Raw genomic sequence first — 17,131 nt, 5'->3', positions numbered from 1 at the left:
AAGCGGAGGGACCGGCGTGCCGAAGATCAACGCGCCGACCGTCCGGGAGCACCGCAGCCGGATGGAGGCCGCGCTGGTCGACGCGGCCGAGGAGATCCTCCTCGAAGGCGCCCGGCTCACCGTGGGCGCCGTCGCGCGCCGGGTCGGCATCGCCCGCTCCAGCGTCTACAAGTACGTCGACACGGTGGACGAGCTGACCGAGGCCGTGGCCGCCCGCGACTTCCCGCGCTGGACCGCGGCCGTCCGGCAGGCCGTCGACGCCGCGCCCACCCCGGTGGAGCGCGTCCTCGCCTACGCCCGCGCCAACATCGCCGAGGGCTCCCGCGGCGACCACGGGTGGCGCGTCGGCCTGGCCCGCGCGTCCCTGTCCCCCGAGGCCATGGGCCGCATCATGGCGCTGCACCGCGACCTGGAGGCACTGCTCAGCGGGTCCGTCGCGGAGCTGGACGTGCGGCACCCGGACCTGCTCCAGTCCGCCGTCCAGTCCCTCGTCGACACCGCCATCCGCGCCATCGACGCGGGCAAGGACCCCGCCGCCGTCACCGACTTCACCCTCGACGCGATCGCGGCCGTCGTCGGCGGGCCCGGCTAGGGCAGCAGGCGCCGGTCGTAGGCGGTGGCCACCGCCGCGGCCCGGTCGTTGGCGTCCAGCTTCGCGTAGATGTGCGTCAGGTGGGTCTTGACCGTGGCCTCGCTGATGAACAGCTCGGCGGCGATCTCCCGGTTGCCGGTGCCGCGCGCCACCAGCCGCAGGACCTCCAGCTCGCGGGCGCTCAGCGAGCCGCCGCGCGGGTCGCGCACGCGCGAGACCAGGCGGGACGCGATGGCCGGGGACAGGACGGTCCGGCCCTCGGCGGCGGCGCGGACGGCGTCGAACAGGTCGTCGCGCGGCGCGTCCTTCAGCAGGTAGCCGGTCGCGCCCGCCTCGATCGCCGGGATCGTGTCGGTGTCGGTGTCGTAGGTGGTGAGGACGAGCACCTTGCAGGGCAGCCCGCGCCGGGCGAGCTCGGTGATGGCCTCCACGCCGCCTCCGCCGGGCATCCGCAGGTCCATGAGGACGACGTCGGGGCGGAGCTGCTCGGCGAGCGCCACGGCCTCGCGTCCGTCGGCGGCCTCGGCCAGGACCTCGAACCCGGTGGTCGCGGCGAACATGCCGCGCAGCCCGTCCCGGACGACGGGGTGGTCGTCGACGATCAGCAGCGTGATGTCAGGCATGGCGGATCAACGGTACGCGGGCGGAGACGGCCGTGCCCCGGCCGGGCTCGGACTCGATCTCCAGGGTGCCGGCGACGCGCTCGGCGCGCTCGCGCATGGCGGTCAGCCCGAAGCCGCGCGCGGGGCGGGCCGCCGCGGTGAAGCCCCGGCCGTCGTCGCGGACGTCGAGGGTCACCTCGTCGTCCATGTAGGAAAGGGTCACGCCGACGCGGGCGGCGTGCGCGTGGCGGGCGGCGTTGGCGAGGGCCTCCTGGGCGATGCGCAGGAGCGCGGCCTCCAGCTCGTCGTGCAGGGGCTCCGCCGTCCCCGTGACGGTGAGCCGGGCCCTGCCCTCGGTGATCTTCTTGAGGGCCTCGGGGAGGGTGCCGTGCTCCAGGTCGGCGGGCGCGAGGTCCTGCACGGACCGGCGGGCCTCGCGCAGGCTCGCGCGGGCGAGGCCGGTGGCGCGGCGGACGTGCTCGCCGTCCTCGGCGGCCTGGAGCTGGGTGATGATTCCCGCGAGGCCCTGGGCGATGGTGTCGTGGATCTCGGCGGCCAGCCGCCGCCGCTCGTCGCTGACGCCGGCCTCGCGGGCCTGGACGAGGAGCTGGGCCTGGAGGCCGGCGTTCTCGGCGAGGGCCTGCTCCAGCCGGGCGTTGGCCCGTTCGAGTTCGGCGATGGTCTCGTCCTGGACGCGGGTGCGCTCGGCCTCCCGGTCGGCGAGCGCGCCGAAGATGAAGACGAGCCCGGTGTTCAGGCCGAGGAGCCCGGCGAACCCGGCCGCCTGGGCGAGGCCCGCCGGCGGCAGGCCGCCGGACTGGGCGCCCGCCATGGTGACCGCCGTGATGAACGCTCCGGGCAGAGCCCAGCGGCGGGTCAGGTAGTGCTGGGCGTCGAAGTACCCGAGGACGGCGTAGACGCAGAAGAACGGGTTCAGCCACGACATGGCGAAGGCGAGGACGGTCCGGGTCCAGAAGTAGACGTGCCCCGGGATCTTCCCTCCGGCGTGCAGGACCTGGAGGGCCACCGCGGTGACCAGGAGGGCCGCCGCCGCCCGCTCCTCCTCCGCCGACATGACCTCGTCCCGGATGAGCAGCGCCAGGAAGGTCGCGAGCGGGAGCAGGCCGAACGGCCCCCAGCGGTAGAACCGCTCCCATTGCTCCTGAATCGTTGCCACTGTGCCAGTTTGTCCTACTCCCACCGGAACCACCGCACGGCGGCGGCGATCAGGACGGCGGCCCACACCCCGGTGACGCCGAGGTGCGTCCAGTCGGGCCAGGCGCCCTCGGCGGCCTGGTTCAGGGCCTGCGACGCGGCCCCGAACGGGAAGTACTCCACGACGTCCCGCAGCAGGTCGGGCATGGCCTGGACGGGCACCCACACCCCCGCGAGGAACATCGCCGGGAAGAAGACGACCGAGCCGACCACGGTGGTGGCCTTGGTCGTCGGCGTGACCGCCGTGACCGCCGCGCCCAGCGCCAGCGCGGCGAACGCGCCGAGCAGGAGCGCCAGCAGGTAGCCGGCCGGCCGGCCGGGCAGCGCCACGCCGAAGGCGATCCGGCCGACGGCGATGACCAGCAGCGCCGACCCCAGCGCCGCGGCGGCGTGCAGGACGATCTGCGCGGCCAGCAGCGAGCCGGGCCGCACCGGCGTGGTCGACATGCGGCGCAGGATGCCGCGCTCGCGGTAGCCGGACAGGACGGGGGGCAGCGCCTGGATCCCCGCCATGATCAGCGCGAGCAGCACGTTGACCGGGACGTACAGGTCGATGACCCGGCTCCCGCCGAGGGAGGGGTCGGGGTCCCGGAACGACGGGATCAGGCCGAGGATCGTCAGCAGCACGGTGGGGAAGGCGACGATCCAGAACAGGGTGAACGGCTCGCGGGCGAAGAGCCGGAATTCCGCTCTGAGGACGGCGGTGGACGCGGACACGTCAGTTCTCCTGCTCTGCGGTGAGTTCGAGGAAGGCGTCGTCCAGCGTGGAGTCGCCGATCCGCAACTGGTGGGCGGCGACCTGCCGGCGGGCGAGCAGCGAGATGACCGCGTTGACGGTCGCGTCGCTGCCGTGGATGGTGAGGCGGCCGTCCCGGAGCTCGAAGGTCGTGGCCCCGGGCAGCCCCGTCAGCTCGGCGTCGTCGAGGGGCCGGGACGGGGTGAACGAGAGCACGGTGCCGCCCGCGCTGCGCCGGATCAGCCCGGCCGGGCTGTCGAGCGCGGCGACGCGGCCCTGCTTGAACACCGCGATCCGGTCGCAGAGGCGCTGGGCCTCCTCCATGAAGTGCGTGACGAGCAGCACGGTGACACCGGAGTCGCGGACGTCCTCGATCAGCTGCCAGGTGTCGCGGCGGGCGCGCGGATCGAGGCCGGTGGTCAGCTCGTCCAGGACGACGATCCTGGGGCGGCCGATGAGGGCGAGGGCGATGAACAGGCGCTGCTTCTGGCCGCCGGACAGCTTGCCGAACCGGGCGCCGAGCTTGTCCGTGATGCCGAGCCGCTCGGCGAGCCCGCGCCAGTCGGCGGGCTCCGGGTAGAAGGCGCTGTAGAGCTCCAGGGCCTCCCGCACCGTCAGCTTCTCCTGGAGTTCGCTCTCCTGGAGCTGGACGCCGAGGATCCCGGTCAGCCCCCCGCGTTCGGTGCGCGGGTCGAGCCCGGCGACGCGGACGACCCCCGCGTCGGGCTCGCGCAGCCCCTCCAGGCACTCGACGGTCGTCGTCTTCCCCGCACCGTTCGGGCCGAGGATTCCGAAGATCTCCCCCTCCTCGACGGCGAACGAGACGCCGTCCACCACGGGACGGCCGCCGTAGACCTTGCGCAGGCCGCTGACTTCGATGATCGGCATGCTTCGAGGATCGCGGGACCCGCCCCCGCCGCGCATCGGCCGAGCCGCTCGTCCCGCCATCAGCCGATCGGTTGACCGCGGCCTACGACTCCCCGGCGCCCGCCGGACGCGGCCAGACCAGGGTGCGGGCCAGGTGGACGAGCATCGCGGCGAAGGCGAGCGTCCAGGCGGCCAGCGCCACCCAGGTCTCGTGCGTGCCGATCGCCTCGACGATGGGGAGGCTGTCGGCCTGGCCGAGGTACTGCCCGGCGACGCCGTACATGCCGAGGGGGAACACGATGCTCCACAGCGTCGCCTCGTAGCGCAGCGGGACGCGGTGCTTCACGTGCCGCCACCATCCGGCGGCGACCAGCGGGATGATGAGCCAGCTGCCGAACGCCCAGAACACGACGGACGTGCCGGCGATCAGCCCGCGGGTGGCGTTCACCATCGGCGCGTCGGCCATCTCGACGATCCTGGCCCCGGCCACCACGGTGATGGCGGTGGCGCCCATGGCGACCCAGTACGGCGGCGTCAGGTCCGTCGGGCGCACCGGGTACAGCAGCATCCGGGCGGCGACGAAGACCCCGGCGGCGGCGTACAGGATCGCGCCGACCGACCAGGAGCAGACGGCCACGAGCGCCAGCGCGGAACGGGCCGTGCTCGCCGGTTCCAGCGCGGCGGCCAGCACCGCGACGGACTGGCTGGCGACCACCCAGATGAACCAGGTCCCGTTGGCCCCGGCGACGACGGGCCGGTCCTCGCGGCCGAGCACCGCCGTCCACGGCACCACGTAGCCGAGGACGAGCCAGCTGAGGCCGCCGACGACGAGCAGGCCGAGCGCGATGCCGTGCTCCCCCGTCCCGGCGATCCGGGTGCCGAGGATGTCGGTGCCCGCGACGAACGTGAAGAACCCGAAGCCCCGCCGCGGATCGGTGAAGTCGGACCGCAGCTCGGCGCGGAACGCGGCGGCCCGCCACAGGGTCGCCGCGACGAGCACCGCGTAGGCGGCGACGGCCAGCCACATCATCGCCTCGGACAGGGTGGCCAGCCCGTTGGTGTTCACCCCGATCGACACGATGCACGTGCCCATCACCAGCGCGAAGTACCCCGGATTGAGGGTCGCGACCGCCTGTCTCAGCGCTCCCCGGCGCACACCGCCCACATCAGTACGGTACGCCGATCTTGCGCCACTTCCGTCCGCCGGTGCCCGGTTCGGGGGGCGGCGCGGCGCGGCGGTTCCGGTAGACGACGTAGGGCCGCCACAGGTACCACAGCGGGAGGCTCCAGGCGTGGACGAGCCGGCTGAACGGCCACACCGCGAAGATCATCCAGGCGGCGGTGGCGTGCACCTGGTACATGATGGGCGCGGCGCCGATCGCGCGGTGGTCGGGGCTGCCGGCGAACAGGCTGCGGAACCACGGGGACACCGTGTCGCGGTAGTCGTAGCCGCTGCCGAACTGCTGCACGCCGAGCGTCAGGTAGATGCCGAGGACGCTGATGATTCCGAGCAGGACCAGGGCGAGGTAGTCGACCGCGCTGGTGGTGGCGCGGACGCGCGGCACCCTCATCCGGCGGAAGATCAGGATGCCGGCGCCGATGAGCACGCCGATCGCCGCGACCGACCCGGCGATGCCGGAGAACAGCGTGTAGGCGCGCTCGGGGACGCCGAGCCACTCGGTGAACGACTTCGGGATGAGGATGCCGATGACGTGCCCGGCGATGGCGGCGAACGTGGAGTAGTGGAACAGCGGCGCGCCCCACTTCAGGAGCCTGCGCTCCTGGAGCTGGGTGGAGCGGCTCGTCCAGCCGAACTGGTCGTAGCGCCACCGCCAGACGTGCCCCACCACGAACACGATCATCGCGGCGTAGGGCAGGATCACCCACCACCACAGGTCCCCGTCGGTCATCGCCGTGCCCCCGCTCCGGTTCCGTCCAGGTACTCCGGCGGGGCGAACGGTTCGAGCCCCACCTCCTCCTCGGGGGGACCCTTCTCCCACGCCCGGCGGACGAGCGCGAGGTCCCGCCGGCCGGGGCGCGGCAGCCGCGCGCACACCGCCTCGACGAGGGCGGCGTAGGGGGTGCCCGCGTCGTCCAGGGCCGTGCGCAGCAGTTCCAGGTCGGCGCGGTGCCGGCGGAGCAGCCGCTCGCCGTCCGGGGCGAGCGCCGCGAAGTCGAGGACGAGCGGCAGGTAGTCGGGCAGCTCGTCGTCGGACGGCGCGAACCCCGCGACGCGGTAGGCGGTCTTGAACGCCAGCAGCGCCATCCCGCGCTTGCGGGTGTCGCCGTGCCGCGGGTAGGTGAGGTACAGCGCGCAGCGGCGCCGCAGGTCGAACGTCTCGACGTAGTGCTGCGCGACCTCGGTGGGCGGGGTGGCGCGCAGCCAGCCGAGGAACCGCCCGAACGCCTCGCGGGACGCCTTCGGCCGGGTCCCGGACGCGGCGGCGTCGAGCCGGTCGAGGCCCTCGAACAGCGCCATCGTCGGGTACTGGAGCAGCACCGAGGCGAGCTTGTACGGCCGGTCCGCGCTGTCGTTCACCGGGCGTCGCCCTCGGGGAACAGGTTGGGCGCGTCGCCGCGCCCGTCCCAGCCGAGGAGGTTGAAGTGCGTCCGGCCGTCGCCCGCCCTGAACGTGCTCGCGCCGCCGCGCACCTCGCCCGGGTGGAAGCTCTCCACGTCGGACGGGGGCCCGTGCCCGCCCATGCCGGGGCCGCCGTCGCCGTCGAGGCTGCAGAACAGCTGCTCGTGCTGGGCCATGAGCCGTCCGGCGTCCTCGGCGTGCGCCTTCGGGATGACGTAGCGGTCCTCGTACTTGGCGATGGCGAGGAGGCGGTACAGGTCGTCCAGCTCGTCCGGGGTGGACCCGACGGACGCGGGCAGGTCCTCGGCGAGGTCGAGCCCGAGCTGCCCGGCGCGCTGCACGGCGCGGACGGCGGCGAGCTTGCGCAGCACGTCCCGGACGGTCTCCGCCTTCCCCGCCGTGAACAGGTTGGCGAGGTACTCGACGGGGATGCGCAGCTCGTCGATGGCGGCGAACACCCGGTCGGGGTCCGCGTCGCCGTATCCGGCGGAGTGCGCGACGTCGGCGACCGGGGACAGCGGCGGGATGTACCAGACCATCGGCAGCGTCCGGTACTCCGGGTGCAGCGGCAGCGCCACCCGGTGCCGGACGGCCAGCTCGTACACCGGGGACCGCTGCGCGGCCTCGATCCAGTCGAAGGGGATGCCGGCCCGCGCCGCCTCGTCCCGCACGTCCGGGTCGGACGGGTCGAGGAACACCGACAGCTGCGCCTCGTACAGGTCCTGCTCGTCGGGCGTCGCCGCCGCCTCGGTGACGCGGTCGGCGTCGTACAGGAACAGCCCGAGGTAGCGGAGCCGCCCCACGCACGTCTCGGAGCAGATGGTGGGCTGCCCGGCCTCGATGCGGGGGAAGCAGAGCGTGCACTTCTCGGCCTTGCCGGTGCGGTGGTTGAAGTAGACCTTCTTGTAGGGGCAGCCGGACACGCAGAACCGCCAGCCCCGGCACCGGTCCTGGTCGACGAGGACGATGCCGTCCTCCGACCGCTTGTACATCGCGCCGGACGGGCAGGACGCCACGCAGGACGGGTTGAGGCAGTGCTCGCAGATGCGCGGCAGGTAGAACATGAAGACCTGCTCGAACTCCATCTTGACCCGGTCCTCCAGGCCGGCGAGGTCGGGGTCGGCGTGGGCGTGCTCGGGGGCGCCGGCGAGGTCGTCGTCCCAGTTGCTGCCCCAGCGGAGGTCCATGTCGCGTCCGGTGAGGGCGGAGATGGAGTGCGCGCTCGGGTTCTGCGTGCCGAGCGGGGCGTCGATCAGCGTCTGGTAGTCGTACGTCCACGGGTCGCCGTAGTCGTCGATGGACGGCAGGTCCGGGTTGTAGAAGATGGACAGCAGCCTGCGCAGCCGCCCGCCCGCCTTGAGCTGGAGGCGGCCCTTGCCGTCGAGCGTCCAGCCGCCCTTGCCGTCGAGCGTCCAGCCGCCCTTCCACTGCTTCTGGTCCTCGTACCGGCGCGGGTAGCCGAGGCCCGGCTTGGTCTCCACGTTGTTGAAATAGACGTACTCGGTGCCGGGACGGTTGGTCCACGTCTGCTTGCAGGTGACCGAGCAGGTGTGGCACCCGATGCACTTGTCGAGGTTCATGACCATCGCCACCTGCGCCATGGGCCGCATCAGAACCGCACCTCCTGGGACCGCTTCCGGATGACGGCGAGCTCGTCGCGCTGGCTGCCGGTCGGGCCGTAGTAGTTGAACCCGTAGCTGAACTGGCCGTAGCCGCCGATCAGGTGCGTCGGCTTGATCACCAGGCGGGTGAGCGAGTTGTCGGAGCCGCCGTGCCAGCCGGAGAGCTCCGACTTCGGCGTCATCAGGTGCCGGTCCATCGCGTGGTACATGAAGACCGTGCCGCGCGGCATCCGGTGCGTGACCACGGCCCGGCAGGCGACCACGCCGTTGCGGTTGTACGCCTCGATCCACTCGTTGTCCCGGACGTCGATCTTCGCGGCGTCGGCGGGGCTCATCCAGATGACCGGGCCGCCGCGGAAGAGCCGCAGCATGTGCAGGTTGTCCTGGTACTCGGAGTGGATCGACCACTTCGAGTGCGGCGTCAGGTAGCGGACGGTGATCTCGGGCCGTCCCTCCTCCCGCATCCCCAGCTCGCCGGAGTAGTGGCGGGCGTAGGTCAGCGGCGGCCGGTACGTCGGGAGCGCCTCGCCGTACTCGTGGATCCACTCGTGGTCGAGGAAGAAGTGCATCCGCCCGGTCAGCGTGTGCCAGGGCTTCTTCCGCTCGACGTTGACGGTGAACGGCGAGTACCGCCGTCCGCCCGACTCGATGCCGGACCATTCGGGGCTGGCGAAGACGGCGCGCGGCTGCACCACGGTGTCGCCGAAGGTGATGCGCTCGCCCTCGCGCTCCTCGCCGAGGTCCGCGAGGGCGACGCCGGTCCGCTCCTCCAGGTTCCGCCAGCCCCGCATGGCGACGCGGCCGTTCGTGGTGCCCGACAGCGCGAGGACGGCCTCGGCCGTCTTCAGGTCGGTCGCGAGCGACGGGCGCCCGTCCGCCACCCCGCCGCGCACCACCCCGTTGGCCTCGCGCAGGTACTCGACCGCCTCGGACGGCACCAGCGAGACGCCCTTGGTGGACGTGCCGAGCGTGTCGACGAGCGGGCCGAGCGCGGCCATCTTCTCCGCCACCGCCGCGTAGTCGCGCTCGATGGTCACGAGGCGCGGCATGCTCACCCCGGGGACGGGCTCGCACTCGCCCGCCTTCCAGTCCAGGACCCGGCCGCCCGGCTGCGCCGTCTCGTCCGGGCTGTCGTGCATCAGCGGCACCGGGACCACGTCGGTGCGGGTGCCGAGGTGCCGGGCGGCGAGCCGGGAGAACTCCTCCGCGATGAGCCGGAACGCGTCGAAGTCGGTGCGCGACTCCCACGGCGGCGCGATCGCCGGGTTGAACGAGTGCACGAACGGGTGCATGTCGGTGCTGGAGAGGTCGTGCTTCTCGTACCAGGTGGCCGCAGGGAGCACGACGTCGGCGTACGTGCACGAACTCGTCATCCGGAAGTCGATGGTGGTGAGGAGGTCGAGCTTGCCGCGCGGCGCCTCGTCCCGCCACGTGACCTCGGCCGGGCGCAGGTCCGGCGGCGACTCCGCGGCCCGGACGGCGTCGTCGGTGCCGAGCAGGTGCCGCATGAAGTACTCCATGCCCTTGCCCGAGGAGCCGAGGACGTTGGCCCGCCAGATCGTCATCACCCGCGGCCAGTTCTGCGGGGCGTCCGGGTCGGCGCCGGCGAACCCGAGCCGGCCGGCCTTCAGCTCGTCCACCACGTGGTCGGCGACGGGCCGTCCCGCCGCGCGGGCCTCGTCGGCCAGGTCGAGCGGATTGCGGTCGAACCCCGGATGCGACGGCGTCCAGCCGAGGCGGGACGCCTGCGCCAGGCAGTCGGCGAACATCCGGCCGCGGAACAGGCCGCGGCTCAGCGGCCCGGCCATCTCGCCCGGCCCGAACGTCTCGTACCGCCACTGGTCGGTGTGCAGGTAGAAGAACGACGTGCCGGTCATGTGCCGGGTCGGGCGCTGCCAGTCCAGCGCGAACGCGGCCTGCTGCCAGCCGGTCAGCGGGCGCACCTTCTCCTGCCCCACGTAGTGCGCCCAGCCGCCGCCGTTCACGCCCTGGCAGCCGCACAGCATCGTCAGCGTGAAGAACGCCCGGTAGATCTGGTCGGAGTGGTACCAGTGGTTCGTCCCGCCGCCCATGCAGATCATCGACCGGCCGCGCGACAGCTCGGCGTTGCGGGCGAACTCCCGCGCCACCCGCACCGCGGCCGCCGCCGGGACGGACGTGACCTCCTCCTGCCAGGCGGGCGTGTACGGGTGCGCGGCGTCGCCGTACCCGTCCGGCCACTCGCCGGGGAGCCCGTCGCGCGGCACGGCGTACTGCGCCATCAGCAGGTCGAACACCGTCGTCACCAGCCGCCCGGCGATCCGGGTCACCGGCACCCCGCGCCGGACGACCGCGCCGCCCTCGGTCTCGCCGACGTCGAAGCGCGGCAGGTCCACCGGCCGCGCCTCCTCGTGCCGCCCGTACAGGGTCAGCAGCGGGTCGACGTCGCCGAGTTCGAGGTTCCAGCGGCCCTTGCCGGAGTCGGTGAAGCGGAAGCCGAGCGTCCCGTTCGGGGCCACCGGCCCGCCCGTCCGCGCGTCCAGCAGGACGGGCTTGTGCGCGGCGCCCTCACCGGCGTCCCCCAGTTCGGCGACGGTGAGGAAGCGCCCCGGGCGGACGGCGTCGCCGTGCTCCTCCAGCGTCACCAGGAACGGCAGGTCGGTGTAGGTCTTCACGTACTCGGTGAAGTACGGCACCTGCCGGTCGCGGAAGAACTCGCTGAGCACCACGTGGCCCATCGCCATCGCGAGCGCGCCGTCGGTGCCGGGCGCCGCCGCGAGCCAGTCGTCCGCGAACTTCGTGTGGTCGGAGAAGTCCGGGGAGACGACGACGACCTTCTGGCCCCGGTAGCGGGCCTCGGTCATGAAGTGGGCGTCCGGCGTCCGGGTGATCGGCAGGTTGGTGCCCCAGAGCACCAGGTAGGCCGCGTTCCACCAGTCGCCGGACTCCGGGACGTCGGTCTGGTCCCCGTACACCTGCGGCGACGCGATCGGCAGGTCGGCGTACCAGTCGTAGAACGACAGGACCGTCCCGCCGATCATGGACAGGAAGCGGGTGCCCGCGGCGTAGGACACCATCGACATCGCCGGGATCGGGGAGAACCCGACCACCCGGTCCGGCCCGTACTCCTTGATCGTGTGCACATGGGCGGCGGCGATCAGCTCGGTGACCTCCGGCCACGTCGACCGCACGAACCCGCCCTTGCCGCGCGCCCCCTTGTACGCGGCCGTCCGCTCCGGGTCGCCGGTGATCTCCGCCCAGGCCGCCACCGGGTCGCCCGTCCGCCCCCGCGCCTCCCGCCACAGCGCGAGCAGCGGCCCGCGCACGTACGGGTACCGCACCCGCGACGGCGAGTACGTGTACCAGGAGAACGACGCCCCGCGCGGGCAGCCGCGCGGCTCGTACTCCGGCGAGTCGGGCCCCACCGACGGGTAGTCGGTCTGCTGGGTCTCCCACGTGATGATGCCGTCCTTGACGTACACCTTCCACGAGCACGACCCGGTGCAGTTCACCCCGTGGGTGGACCGCACCTCCCTGTCGTGCCGCCACCGCTCCCGGTAGAACTCCTCGGCCCCGCGCCCGCCCTCCCTGCGCACCTCCCGGTAGTCGCCGGACGGCGTGCCCGGAACGAAGAACTGCGCACGCCGCAGCAGCCCTTCGACCGGCTCCCCCTTGGGCAGCAGCGGCGCCAGCAACCTGCGGTCCGATGACATGCGCCCCCCTCGCCTCCCGAACCGGGAGCGTGTGCGTGATCACGACTACCCGACCCGCACGACGCCGAATCGCCGGGCCGCCGTATGTACCAAACCTCGACGCAAACATGCCCTGGCCTAGCGGGACAGGGCGCTGGGCCACCAGGTGGGGGGGCCTGCGTCGCGGACGAGGGCGGGGACCAGGAGGGAGCGGACGAGGAGGGTGTCCATCAGGACGCCGAACGCCACGATGAAGGCGATCTGGACGAGGAACGCCAGCGGGATGACGACGAGGGAGGCGAAGGTCGCGGCGAGGACCACGCCCGCCGAGGTGATGACGCCGCCGGTCGCGGTGAGGCCGCGCAGGACGCCGTCGCGCGGCCCGTGCCGCAGTGACTCCTCGCGCGCACGGGTCATCAGGAAGATGTTGTAGTCGACGCCGAGGGCGACGAGGAACACGAACCCGTACAGCGGCACCGAGGGGTCGGTGGCCGTGAAGCCGAGCAGGTGCTGGAAGACGAGCGCGGCGACGCCGAGGGTCGCCAGGTAGTTGAGCGCGACGGTCGCGACCAGCAGCAGCGGCATGGCGAGGGAGCGCAGCAGCATCACGAGGATCACCACGATGATGCCGAGGACGACCGGAATGATGACGTCGCGGTCGTGCTGGGCGGCGGCCAGCGTGTCGGCCTGCTGGGCGGTGTAGCCGCCGACGAGGGCGTCGGCGCCGGGGACGGCGTGCAGGTTGTCGCGCAGGCGCCGCACGGTCTGCCGGGCGGCGCCGGTGTCGGCGGCGGCCGTCAGCGTGACGTCCACGAGGGCGCGGCCGTCCACGACGAGCGGCGCCCCGCCCTCGGTGCGGGGCAGGACGTTCGAGACACCCTGCGTCTGGCTCGCGGTACGGACGACCTGCGGCAGCGCACCGGCGTTGGTGAGCACCACCGCCGGGTTCCCCGAACCGCCGGGAAAGTGCGCGTTGAGGACGTCCTGCGCCGTCACCGACCGGGCCTCGCCCACGAACGTCTCGCTCAGCGGCACCCCCTCCGTGCGGAGCGTGGGCATGAACGCGGCGAGGGCGATCAGCACGACCAGGCAGCTCGCCCAGACGCGGCGCGGGTGGCGGTCCAGCAGGCCGGCGATCCGCTCCCAGATCCGGTGCCGGGACGCGCCGGGACGGTCGGGGTGCGGACGGGCGGGCCAGTAGACCGACCGTCCCAGCAGGAGCAGGACCGCGGGCAGGAAGGTCAGCGCGCTCAGCAGCGCGCAGGCGATGCCGATGGCGCCGACCGGTCCGAGCGCCCGGTTGTTGGACAGGTCGCTGAGCAGCAGGGCGATCAGCCCCATCGCCACGGTCCCGCCGCTGGCGGCGATGGCCCCGGCCGAGCGGCGCCACGCGGCCCAGAGCGCCGTGGAGCGGGCCTCGCCGTTGGTGAGCTCCTCGCGGAACCGGGCCGACAGCAGCAGCGCGTAGTCGGTGCAGGCGCCGATCACCAGGATCGACAGGATGCCCTGCACCTGCCCGTCCACCTTCACGGCGCCGCGTTTGGCCAGGTAGTAGGCGATCGCGCAGGCCAGCCCGAGCGCGAACACCGAGCCGAGGATGATCACGAACGGGAGCAGCAGGCTCCGGTAGACCAGCAGCAGGATCAGCAGGACGACGAGGACGGCCACGCCGACGAGCAGGGTGTCGATGCCGGAGAAGGCGTCGCTGAGGTCGGCCTGGGTGGCGGCGGGTCCGGCGACGTAGGCGCGGGTCCCGGGCACCCGCGCCGCGGCGTCGCGGACGCGGTCGACCGTCGCGACGCTGTGGTCGTCGACGTCGGACCTGACCCGCACGACACCGGTCAGCGCCGCCCCGTCCTGCGACGGCACGACGGGCGACGGCTCCCCCGTGATGTACGGGACGCCCTTCAGCGAGCCCAGGGCGCGCTGCGCCGCCGCCCGCTGCTCGGGCGTGACCTTGCCGTCACGGACCGTCCACACGACGATGGCGGGGATCGTCCGGGTCTGCTCGAACGCCGCCTCCTGGTGGAGCACCCGTGTCGACTCGGCGCTCCGCGGCAGGAAGGACGACTGCTCGTTGACGGCGACCTCGCCGAGCTTCCCCGCGTACGGGCCGAGCGTCCCGCCGATGACGAGCCAGGCCAGCAGCAGCACGACAGGCAGGCCCCAGCGGACGGCGCGCGATGCTGACATGACATTTCCCGGCTACGTAGAGTGAGGGTCTCGCTCCCGCACGCATTCCCCAGCCGAGACGGCGAAACACGATCATCGCCGGTCAGGCGCAGCCGAGGGGGGCGGGAAGGGTCGGCCACACGAAGGCGTGCGTGTACCACCCTGCCGGGCCGCCGCGGGCGCCCCGCCGACCGTAGGTGACGGCGATCGCGGCGATGTGGGAGCCGGGGCCGGGACGGTCGTCGGCCGTGTCGTGGATCTCGCCGAGCAGCAGCCGGGCGGGCTGGTGGAGTTCCAGCCGCAGGACGAGGGGTCCGCGGCAGCGGGCGGCGGTCCGCACGACGAGATCCTGGATCAGCGGCGCCACGCGGTCGGTGATGCTCCCCGTGGCCGGGCCCATCCCCCACGAGTGGAGGGCGCCGCGAATGATCCCGCGTACGTTGCCCACCGCGATCCGCCCGCCGGGAAGCTGCCAGCGGCCGGTGTGCGGAGGCCCGCCCGGGGTGGCGGGCGCGGGAACGGTGCTCATGTGCCTTCTCCGATCACGAACATGCTCCGGGGCCGGCTGGGCCCTCCGCCGGCGGGCTCCAGGGCCGGAACGCGGTCGTTGCCTCGCCGAACTTGTGCCCCGTCTGCCCGAGCTCATGCGCGAGGGCGCATACTGGGATTGATGAAACCACGGCGGCGACCTTTGCCTACAAGTCCCTTCAAACCACCACCACCGCCTCCGCCCGCCAAGCACTTCGGCGTCGCGGACCGGGTGACCCACGACAAATACGGCCTCGGGCAGGTGATCGAAGTCGAGGCGAATGCCGTCCTCGTAGACTTCGGCACCCAGAAAGTTCGGATCATGGCCCCGTACACGAAGCTCTTCCCGCTCTAGCACGCGCCGCGGGCACGCCACGGGCGACGTCCCGGCGCCGCCCCGGCACTGCCTCGCGCCGTACGGCCGCAGGCCGGGCGGCCGAGTGTCACACCTCAGCGACCTCGGCCGGCCCTTTGGCCTGTCCGGCGTACGGCGTCTGGGGCGCCGCGTCAGGACGTCCCGGTGATCTCCTTGCCGGCCGGGTGAGCCCGCGCCGGCTCAGGTGGCGGGCTTGTCGCGCAGCCGCTGGACGGGGTGCGGGCCCTCGGTCTCCAGGCGGTACTCGTCGCCGAACTTGTCCCGGTGGTCGTCGATGACGGTCTCCTGGGCCCCCCGCTCGGCGTTGATCTTGTCCTGGTACTCCTCGAACCGCTGGTGCGCCTCCTGGACGTACCCGGTGCCCAGCGTCGTCCAGTCGATCTGGGTGGCGAGCAGCTCGCGGACCAGCTGCTTGTTGGGCTCGAACGTGACCGGCTCGGGCAGCGCGGGCGCCAGCACCGACTCGGGGTCGCGGCCGTCGTGGCGGCGCATCAGGTCGCACGCGATCCGCAGGTGCTCCAGCTCCATGTTCAGGTGCAGCTCCCAGATGCCCTTGACGCGCGGGTCGGTCTCGGTCTGCATGAACGAGTAGTACAGGTAGCACTCGTTGTACTCGTGGTTGACGAGGCGCTCCCACCAGGTCTCGCCCGGGTCGACCAGCGACTCGTAGTGCGTGACGTGCTCCTCCTCCACCAGCCCGATCTCCTGGTAGAGCTGGCGGGCGATCGGCTCCATGTACATGGGGCCGACGTTCATGTAGAAGTTCATCGTCTGCTGCTCGGCCGACATGATGGTCAGCGCGTGCAGCTTGGAGATCGGCGCGGCCGCCTCGCGGTCGTAGGGCTCGCGGACGTTGTCGACCGGGTCGCGGTGCTGCTGGTAGCCGGGCCGTCCCGGCATGACCTCGGTGAGCTGGTCGACGATCTTCTCCGCCTTGCGGTGCTCGATCAGCTCGTACAGGTTGGCGTACCGGTACAGGTGGTCGAAGTCCTCCAGCAGCCCGAAGTTGTACGCCTGCTTGAGGTACGGGTCGGGCTCCATGCGGGCCACCCACCCGGTCAGGTCCACCGCGACCTGCTCGTAGGCGAGCGTCGTCTCCAGCACCGACGCCTGGCCGGGCAGCAGCCAGTTGACCACCTTCTGCTGCTGCGCCTCGATGTAGCGGACGCTCGCGAGCTGCTGCTTGACCTCGGTGTCGGGGCAGACCCGGTTGAAGTGGTGGCTGAACATGATCGCCTCCACCTCGATGCCGTTCATCGTGATGATCCGGCAGCGGGTGTAGGGATCGGAATGGTCGGGATCGACCGGCGCGACGTCCAGTTGCGCCCAGTTGCGGAGCTGGTCGTCCAGCGGGATGCCGCGGTGTTCGAGCGGGTTGAAGGCCACCAGGCTCACCCTTCCTGTCGGTCCTGGCACGGTTGCAGGATGCGCCCCTACCCCGGCGGCCCGGTTACGCACGGGAATTCCGCAGGCCGGGCGACTTCTTTGCCCCGCGCTCTCCGTCCGTTCGCTTACCGGGCCCGGCTCCGGGTACCCACCCGTCCGGTCGCCGTCCGGGCGGCCGTTCGCCGAGGAGACCGGGGAAGCGCCGATGCAGACCACACCCGCCAACGCCGAGACCACCGAGGACGTCGTCGACCTGCTGCGCGCCCAGCACGGCCGCATCCGGGACCTGTTCGACGAGGTCATGAACTCCGAGGGCGCCGAGCGCACCCGCGCCTTCCGGCAGCTGGTGAAGCTGCTCGCCATCCACGAGACCGCCGAGGAGGAGATCATCCACCCGATGGCGCGGCGGCTCCCCGGCGGCGACGGCATCGTGGACGACCGGCTGGCAGAGGAGCGCGAGGCCAAGGAACTGCTGGCGGAGCTGGACGGGATGGACACGGACGACCCGCGGTTCCTGAAGTCGCTCGACAAGCTGCGCATGGACGTCCTCACCCACGCCCGAGCCGAGGAGCGCTACGAGTTCGACCGGCTCAAGGACCAGTTCAACCCGGCCCAGCTCAAGGGCTTCGCCGCCGCCGTCCGCGCCGCCGAGGCCACCGCGCCCACCCGCCCGCACCCCGGCACGGAGTCCGCGAAGAAGAACATGCTCGCCGGGCCGATGGCGGCGGTGGTCGACCGCGTCCGGGACATGATCCGCGACGCCCGCGACAAGGGCTGACCGCG

At 72.5% G+C, this 17,131-nt stretch carries 15 protein-coding genes; 3 read left to right on the top strand and 12 right to left on the bottom strand.

What is annotated here, in order from left to right; all coding sequences use genetic code 11:
• Positions 1-16: 16 nt before the first annotated feature.
• Positions 17-592, top strand: a complete 576-nt coding sequence (locus ACA511_RS20405) for a TetR/AcrR family transcriptional regulator (RefSeq protein WP_375026006.1) — start codon at positions 17-19, stop codon at positions 590-592.
• Here the strand turns inward: ACA511_RS20405 and ACA511_RS20400 are convergent.
• From ACA511_RS20400 to ACA511_RS20350, 11 genes are all read right to left on the bottom strand, one after another.
• Positions 589-1,215 carry a response regulator gene (locus tag ACA511_RS20400; RefSeq protein WP_375026005.1) on the bottom strand — a complete coding sequence of 209 codons (627 nt, stop codon included), beginning with the start codon at positions 1,213-1,215 and terminating at the stop codon, positions 589-591. The two genes, ACA511_RS20405 and ACA511_RS20400, sit on opposite strands and share 4 nt — an antisense overlap.
• Positions 1,208-2,371, bottom strand: a complete 1,164-nt coding sequence (locus tag ACA511_RS20395) for a sensor histidine kinase (RefSeq protein ID WP_375026004.1) — start codon at positions 2,369-2,371, stop codon at positions 1,208-1,210. Before ACA511_RS20395 ends, ACA511_RS20400 begins: the two co-directional genes overlap by 8 nt.
• Positions 2,372-2,385: 14 nt before the next feature.
• Positions 2,386-3,126 (bottom strand): ABC transporter permease, encoded by a 741-nt coding sequence (locus ACA511_RS20390; RefSeq protein ID WP_375026003.1) that lies wholly within the window; start codon positions 3,124-3,126, stop codon positions 2,386-2,388.
• 1 nt (position 3,127) lies between these two features.
• Entirely contained in the window at positions 3,128-4,033 is a 906-nt protein-coding gene (locus ACA511_RS20385; RefSeq protein WP_375026002.1) for an ABC transporter ATP-binding protein, read from the bottom strand.
• Between the two features lie 82 nt (positions 4,034-4,115).
• On the bottom strand, positions 4,116-5,177 hold the full coding sequence (locus tag ACA511_RS20380; protein WP_375026001.1) for a tellurite resistance/C4-dicarboxylate transporter family protein: 1,062 nt from the start codon (positions 5,175-5,177) through the stop codon (positions 4,116-4,118).
• Position 5,178: 1 nt separating this feature from the next.
• On the bottom strand, positions 5,179-5,922 hold the full coding sequence (gene narI, locus ACA511_RS20375; RefSeq protein WP_375026000.1) for a respiratory nitrate reductase subunit gamma: 744 nt from the start codon (positions 5,920-5,922) through the stop codon (positions 5,179-5,181).
• Positions 5,919-6,551 (bottom strand): nitrate reductase molybdenum cofactor assembly chaperone, encoded by a 633-nt coding sequence (gene narJ, locus ACA511_RS20370; RefSeq protein ID WP_375025999.1) that lies wholly within the window; start codon positions 6,549-6,551, stop codon positions 5,919-5,921. Before narJ ends, narI begins: the two co-directional genes overlap by 4 nt.
• Positions 6,548-8,203, bottom strand: coding sequence for a nitrate reductase subunit beta (narH, locus tag ACA511_RS20365; RefSeq protein WP_375025998.1), 1,656 nt, complete (start codon positions 8,201-8,203; stop codon positions 6,548-6,550). Before narH ends, narJ begins: the two co-directional genes overlap by 4 nt.
• Positions 8,203-11,907, bottom strand: coding sequence for a nitrate reductase subunit alpha (locus ACA511_RS20360; RefSeq protein ID WP_375025997.1), 3,705 nt, complete (start codon positions 11,905-11,907; stop codon positions 8,203-8,205). The genes narH and ACA511_RS20360 overlap by 1 nt, the downstream gene beginning before the upstream one ends.
• A 117-nt stretch (positions 11,908-12,024) precedes the next feature.
• On the bottom strand, positions 12,025-14,079 hold the full coding sequence (locus ACA511_RS20355) for an MMPL family transporter (protein WP_375025996.1): 2,055 nt from the start codon (positions 14,077-14,079) through the stop codon (positions 12,025-12,027).
• 82 nt (positions 14,080-14,161) lie between these two features.
• Entirely contained in the window at positions 14,162-14,587 is a 426-nt protein-coding gene (locus tag ACA511_RS20350) for a hypothetical protein (protein WP_375025995.1), read from the bottom strand.
• A gap of 231 nt (positions 14,588-14,818) precedes the next feature.
• On the opposite strand from ACA511_RS20350, the gene ACA511_RS20345 reads away from it, so the two are divergent.
• Positions 14,819-14,941, top strand: coding sequence for a hypothetical protein (locus ACA511_RS20345; protein WP_375025994.1), 123 nt, complete (start codon positions 14,819-14,821; stop codon positions 14,939-14,941).
• Between the two features lie 201 nt (positions 14,942-15,142).
• Here the strand turns inward: ACA511_RS20345 and ACA511_RS20340 are convergent, their stop codons facing one another.
• Positions 15,143-16,357, bottom strand: coding sequence for a hypothetical protein (locus ACA511_RS20340; RefSeq protein WP_375025992.1), 1,215 nt, complete (start codon positions 16,355-16,357; stop codon positions 15,143-15,145).
• Positions 16,358-16,553: 196 nt separating this feature from the next.
• Between ACA511_RS20340 and ACA511_RS20335 the strand changes: the two genes are divergently transcribed.
• Positions 16,554-17,126: a hemerythrin domain-containing protein gene (locus ACA511_RS20335; RefSeq protein WP_375025991.1), complete on the top strand. Its 573-nt coding sequence runs from the start codon at positions 16,554-16,556 to the stop codon at positions 17,124-17,126.
• The last annotated feature ends 5 nt before the right edge of the window (positions 17,127-17,131 follow it).

The sequence above is a fragment of the Actinomadura sp. GTD37 genome, from assembly GCF_041951365.1.
Taxonomy (GTDB): domain Bacteria; phylum Actinomycetota; class Actinomycetes; order Streptosporangiales; family Streptosporangiaceae; genus Spirillospora.
Note: the sequence above shows the minus strand (reverse complement) of the source record. Positions and strands in the feature narration are given on the sequence as shown.